This window comes from Planctomycetia bacterium, assembly GCA_034440135.1.
Taxonomy (GTDB): Bacteria; Planctomycetota; Planctomycetia; order Pirellulales; family JALHLM01; genus JALHLM01.
On record JAWXBP010000114.1, the window covers coordinates 1 to 6,118 of the forward strand.

Annotated in this window: 7 protein-coding genes; 5 read left to right on the forward strand and 2 right to left on the reverse strand. The window is 58.2% G+C overall.

All coding sequences use genetic code 11. The features are described 5' to 3' along the window. The 3 genes from SGJ19_06435 to SGJ19_06445 all read left to right on the forward strand — a co-directional run. Nucleotides 1-438 (forward strand): hypothetical protein (locus tag SGJ19_06435; GenBank protein MDZ4779870.1); only part of this gene is annotated, 438 nt, incomplete at its 5' end. Between the two features lie 228 nt (nucleotides 439-666). Continuing rightward, complete coding sequence (locus SGJ19_06440) at nucleotides 667-1,572, forward strand: WD40 repeat domain-containing protein (GenBank protein MDZ4779871.1); 906 nt, start codon at nucleotides 667-669, stop codon at nucleotides 1,570-1,572. Between the two features lie 125 nt (nucleotides 1,573-1,697). Then, nucleotides 1,698-2,375, forward strand: a complete 678-nt coding sequence (locus SGJ19_06445; protein MDZ4779872.1) for a hypothetical protein — start codon at nucleotides 1,698-1,700, stop codon at nucleotides 2,373-2,375. Between the two features lie 133 nt (nucleotides 2,376-2,508). On the opposite strand, the gene SGJ19_06450 is transcribed toward SGJ19_06445, so the two are convergent. Continuing rightward, complete coding sequence (locus SGJ19_06450) at nucleotides 2,509-2,820, reverse strand: hypothetical protein (protein MDZ4779873.1); 312 nt, start codon at nucleotides 2,818-2,820, stop codon at nucleotides 2,509-2,511. Between the two features lie 84 nt (nucleotides 2,821-2,904). On the opposite strand from SGJ19_06450, the gene SGJ19_06455 reads away from it, so the two are divergent. Beyond that, nucleotides 2,905-3,897 carry an ankyrin repeat domain-containing protein gene (locus SGJ19_06455; protein MDZ4779874.1) on the forward strand — a complete coding sequence of 331 codons (993 nt, stop codon included), beginning with the start codon at nucleotides 2,905-2,907 and terminating at the stop codon, nucleotides 3,895-3,897. A gap of 338 nt (nucleotides 3,898-4,235) precedes the next feature. Here the strand turns inward: SGJ19_06455 and SGJ19_06460 are convergent, their stop codons facing one another. Further along, a complete protein-coding gene (locus tag SGJ19_06460) occupies nucleotides 4,236-5,042 on the reverse strand; it encodes a hypothetical protein (GenBank protein ID MDZ4779875.1) in 807 nt (268 codons plus the stop codon). A 456-nt stretch (nucleotides 5,043-5,498) separates the two neighbouring features. Here SGJ19_06460 and SGJ19_06465 point away from each other — a divergent pair, with 456 nt between their 5' ends. Beyond that, nucleotides 5,499-5,774, forward strand: a complete 276-nt coding sequence (locus tag SGJ19_06465; protein ID MDZ4779876.1) for a sulfatase-like hydrolase/transferase — start codon at nucleotides 5,499-5,501, stop codon at nucleotides 5,772-5,774. Nucleotides 5,775-6,118 lie beyond the last annotated feature (344 nt).

The window sequence follows — 6,118 nt, forward strand, 5'->3', positions numbered from 1 at the left end:
CCTCCCCCCTCACCCCTGATTGCGGACAACCTTGCGGACAAGCAAACCGCCGATGCGGACAACCAAAACGCGCAAAACGCTATACAGGACAATGCGGACAACACGGACAATAGCGCCCTGGCGATCTATTTGAGGCAAAATCAGAAACTGGCGACGGAAGTAATTGAAAGCGACCCGGTGGCGATCGCGGTCGCCGACCTGATGCAAGACCGGGAAACCTGGCAAGGAACCGCGGCGGAGTTGCTTCTCTCCCTGAGCAAGGCGGAATCCGGTCGCAAATGGCCCCGCACGCCGCAAGCAATTGGCGGGCACCTCAAGCGCCTCGCCCCGGCCCTACAAACGATGGGAATCTCCATCGACTACGAGCGCGTAAACGACCGCCTACGAACCCGCCGAATCCACCTAACGGCAACCGCCGTCGAATCCCCAAAAATGTAGCCGCGGCTGTCTCAGCCGCCAAAGTAGTCCTCTCGCTCCGTCGAGGGGACATCCGATGCGAAGCATCCGTAAACGAGCTGAGAAACGGCTCCAGGAACCAGTAAGCTGCCTAGCTGAAGCCGAGCCCAAGCCTCAGTTCCCTGAAGCGGTAACTCTCAATTGGGGGATGCTCGCTATTCAGGCGAATTCAACCTAATCACTAGTTCGGCATTTGCCAAATCCCCAAACATGCCAAAAAACGCGACGATCCCATCGTGCCCGGAAATCCTCGCCGTCAACGCGCGTGGCTGGCCAAACTCAGTCACTTTCAACGACGACGGCAGTAAGATCCTGGCGGCCGGTTTTGGTTCGCCTACGATTTTCGACGCGACCACCGGCGTACATGAAGGAAGGTTCGTCGACGCGACATCGCCCAATTCAGGCGGCGTTTGCTGGGCTTTGGCATGCATCGACTCGAAACAGGTCGTTGGCGGAGTCTACGATGCCGTTGCCGTCTGGACCTCCGAAGGGACTCGCTGCGTGCGGACGGTGATCAGTCCCCAAGGAATCGTTAGTTCGGTCGCGATCACGCCTGATCGAAAGACACTTGTGTTTGGCACCTGGGAAAAACACTTGGTATGTGTCGACTTCCATACCGGCAACACCCGCTGGGACGTGAAACTCAAGACCAGTTTCTCGGGCAAAGTCGCAATCACACTCGACGGCAAACACTGCATCACGGCCGGCAACGATAAGACCGTCCGGCTGTTCGATCTGAGAAACGGCGCCGAAATCCACGTGATTGGAACTCACACCGGCTACGTGCAAGGCCTGGCCGTGCTTCCCGATGGCAAACGAGCGTTGACGGCAAGTCGAGACAAGACGATCTGCCTGTGGGACATCCACAAGGCCAAGTTGCTAGCGACACTGTCAGGCCATCGCAAGGAAATCCGAGCCCTCGGCATCACCATGGACGGCCGACTGGCAATCTCGGCCGGCGGTGACGGCGCGAAGGTCTGGGATCTGGCCTCGCACACCGCAATCGCCACGTTCAATAACCATGGCAAGTCGATTTCTTGCCTGTCGATCTTGGGCAACACAACGGTCGTCACCGGCGCCGACGACGGGCATCTGCGAATCTGGAGACTGCCCTAACTTGCCAAAAGCCGCGGCCGAACCAGACGCTACACCGGAACGCTTCGTCAAATAGAATCACATTGAGATCAACGTCTGACCTGCCGCCATGCAGGTGGTCAATAACGTTTTCCGGGTTAACCGATTTGAATCAATATTCGCCGTTATTTACAACCATTCCAACCGACCGCGCGGACTGCTGGGAACGTCTAGCGGCTTTCGCACGATTTTGGCATCGCGTCGACTGCCCGCCCATCGATTACTCTCGGACGATCTTGGAAACGGAAGCCCGCCTTCGCATTATGCTCCCCGACGCTTTGGTCGAATGGCATATGCGGTTTGCTCGTTTCATCAATCTCTGGTCCGACCGCGCATTTACCACCCCGATGAACCGCTTGGTAATTCAAGATGGACGACTAATCATTCGTTCCGAAAGCGTATTCAACGGAATGCTCGTCGCCAAATGGGGAATCCCGCTTACATCAATTGAATCCGACGATCCGCCCGTTGATTCTATTTTGGGTAGTCGGGTCTATCCTTGCGCCGAACGAGTTTCCCAATTTGCGGTCTTCTGTGGAGTTTTTGACACGATCAACGCCTATCACACGAAAACACTTGATTGCGACAACGAAGCTGAATTTCCAGCAGGCGGCGTCAGAATGGAATTCCCCGAGAGTTTCGGCATTATCAAAACGGTTCTTTACGAAAGCGTGAATTGGGTTGCTCTCGTGTCCGGTGCCGACTGGTATCTTCGACGACGTCTCGAAAACGAAACCGATCAATTCATCAAACACGAGTTGCGGACGCAGGGATCCGCGCCATGAACGCAGGATGGGCAAGAAGTCTGCGTGCTGCTTTAGAGCATGAGGGGTTCAACGTCGAGCGGGATGGTACGATAACGCCGAGGCTGTTCGTCAAGGAGTTCCGTTGGCAACGACGCAGCCCATCGTAGGCTCTTCAACTTTCCGCACCCGGTCGTCCCGAAGCGTAGATCGCCGGAGTCGAATGACGACTCTTTGCTCGCGCGACGAATTCATTGGAGCCGTTATGGAGTACGGAAAGCATGATTCCGAATTCCTCGATCCGTGGTTTACGACGGACGAGGAATCCGAGGGCTACCACGAGGATTTCTTGAATCAATTGCAGGCCGCGGTCGGACCCGAGCATGTCCTGTACGGATTGCCGGTGCGCGTGCGTGGTCACAGCGGCAGCTTGTACCATACGCTCTTCGAGATTCTCGACGGAACGGGACGGCTGGCCGTTGTCCACCTGACGAGTGCGGAGGGGCAAGAGCCGCCGCCCTCGCCAAGAACCACCATCCATCCGAACTTCGAGGCTTTCAAATCGGAAACGATGATCCCGCAACATCGCGAGTATCTCGCGACGCCGGATCCGAAGCAACTGATCGCAGCCGCTGAAGAAGGCAAACTCGATGTGATTCGACATCAAGTTGAATTAGGCGTGGATATTGACGCGGTTAAATTTCCAACCGGCACCGCTTTGTGCGCCGCAGCCGCCGCGAATCAAATCGAAGCCGCGAAACTTCTCATCGAACTTGGCGCCGACTTGGAAAAAACCGACGACTCTCCGATGCCGAAGACCGCGTTGTTCCACGCGGTCAGCGAGGGGCATGAAGCGATGGCGAGGCTCCTTTTGGAACAAAAGGCCGACCCCAACGCGATGTTCCTTACTTGGGCGTCGACACCCAGAAACTGCCTGGAGTTTTTAAAAGACCGAAACCGGGAGAACACGTCGCTTTACCAGCTGCTGTTAGATTACGGTGCGGAGCCTCCGACCTACATCAAGATGGTCGACAAATATCCGGAGAAGGCCGCGTATATCGCCAAGGCGGTCGTTTCCGCCGAGCGCTTCGATGACGCCCTGGAGTTGACGAGCTACTTGATTGAAAAACGGCCCCATTCGACGCTGCATTACCAGCGCGGGGTTGCGTACGACATGACCGGGAATCCCGCTGCCGCTCTTGCCGATTTCAGTGCCGCGATCAGTCTGGATGCCGCAAACTTCAAGGCGCTCTACAGCCGCTCTCTCGTGCGACAAAAACTCGGACAATGGCAGGAATCGGTCGCCGACCTCGAAGCCGCCAGGAAGGTAAATCCGTCGGACTACTATACGTTGAACGCACTGGCCCGCGCACTGCTGCGATCCCCGCACGAAGCGATGAGCGATCCTGAACGGGCCGTTCATCTCGCTAACGACGCATGCGAATTGTCCGATTGGAATGACGCGTTATGTATCGCAACTCTGGCGGAGGCGTATCGAAAAATGGGCGACGAAAGCAAGGCGGCCGAATGGGATCGGAAGGCCGCGGAATTACGAGAAGGCTAAGCTCGTCCGTAGTGCCCTATTTGAAGCGAAACTCAGAGTCGGATGAATTCGGGGGCTATGGAGCGTGCGCCTCACTCGTTACCCGGTGCTTACGCACCGGGCTACACCCTTGCGCCCCGCTTCGGGGGCTTGGGATCGCGGCGCGGGGTGGGCCGCACCGTGAATCGGACGCTCTTCTCGGGTTCCCTAATGCGTCGCCCCGCTGGGGCTTTTCGGGGCGTTGTCGGTACGTGAACCCATGGTTCGCACCATGGGCTAGCATGCGCCGCCACTACGTGGCTTGAGACCCGGTTTGGAGCGCGACGTCCGACGGGCATGGCGGACTGACGGCTCGATGCTCAAGTGCCCGGCGTCTGGAGCAAGGGGCCCGGTTCTCCGCCAGTCGCCAGAAAATGCCGGACGCATTCGAGCGCCATGCTTCGGGTGATGACGTGGCGAGCTTGGACGTCGTTCTCTCCGAACGTGAACAGCTCCTCGGGGTCGCCGCGCAAATCCGGATGGAACGACATGTTCTCGACGTCGTCATCCCGGCAGTGATAGAGAACGCAACGATCGGCGTCATCAGATAACCCCATCAACGAGTCCCCTTCGTACCGCTCGACCACGAATTCTTTTTTGTCGGTCGTCCACCGGGTCGCAATCAACTCGAGGCATTGCTCCGCCGTCAGGTTTCGATACTCCGTTTTTTCGATGCTCAACAGCCAGTTTTCGAAACCGCCCAAGGCCACCCACAAATTCCGCGGAAGCGCCTCGGCAAGCCGATAGCTGTATTGGGAACGGACGCCGTTAGCACCACCGGAACTGCTCAGCTGCGCCTCGCCGACATAATGCCACTGCCGGAGCCGCTCCCCCTTCACCACCAAGGCCATGCTGCGATACTTTTTTATGACCACTTGATGGACTGTCTCGTGCTGCTCGCGAAGCGTACGATCCAACCTGATTTCCAACCAACCTGGGCGAGTGAAGCACGAATGTTCGCCGTCAAAACGGTTGGTGAACGAGGGAGCGGAAATTACTTCGATGCAGGCGGTCGGGCCCAACGACGTTTGAACCAAGCGGATGCCCGGGCCGGCGATATCGGGTGCCGACTGACTCCCGATCCAGGAGTCGAAGTCGTCGATGCTTTGATAGAGGGCGGGTTTCATGGGGTGGATGACCGAAAGCGTCGGCTTGAATTGCCTCAGACTCGTCGGGCCATTTTACGGTGGGTGATGGGCAGGTGAGAATGCTCGCGATGCGCCGGGTGCGGCGAAATTCCAAGTTCCAAATCCCAAGGAAAGCAGACGGAAATTCCAAACGCGGAGGGAAACGGGACGGAATTCGGAGGTGGAACACTGATCTTCACTAATCGGACACTAATCCCAAACTCGGAAGTGCAACAGCGGCGTGGTTAGCTCACCTGATTCGAACCTTCTTCGCGCCCTTTGCGTGCTTCTGTTCCAAGTCTGGGTATTTCGAATGCAGAGCATGGCCCGCCGGCCGGTTTTCCCATCGCGAAAGTGGAGCCAGTCGCCGTGCTTGCGGCGGCGATGTTAGGATGGCAAACGCCGCCGAACCGTTCGATACAAGTCTTTTGATTTGCGCCCGCCGAGGAACCTGTCATGCTTCGTTCGATTCGACTTTGCTTCATGGCGCTCGCCTTACTCGCACTCGTGCCGGCGAACGTTGCTCCTGTTGCGGCCGCTGACAAGTCCGACGTGCTGGTGATTTTGTGCGACCAGTGGAGCCCTCGCTACCTGAGTTGGGAGAACAAGCAGGTTCGGACGCCGAACCTCGATTCGATCGCCGCCGAGGGGATGATTTTCGACGCTTGCTACACTTCCTCGCCCATTTGCATGCCGGCCCGCACGTCGCTCATCACCGCACTGTACCCGTAAGACCCGCTCGAACTGGAGCACGCAGGTGAACCTGGCGGAAGGCTCGAAATCGAAAGTGCAGCGATTGCGCGAAGCCGAGGCCGCCCAACCGAAGAAGGAGTGAACCGTCACGCGATGCCGTGCGGCCGCTGCACGGCCGAGGAATCGTGCGTGTCTGGTCGCAACGTACTGGGCGAACTTACAAACCGGCCAGCAGCGCCGCGAGTTCCGGGTCGATGGCGTCGGCTTCCGCGGCAGGCGCGTCGCCCGAGGGCGCGGCCGACGCGCCGAGCGAGGCCAGCAGGGCGTCGAGTTCGGCGTCGACGTCGGGTGCCTGTTCCGCTTGGGCCGGAGGCGCGGGGGCC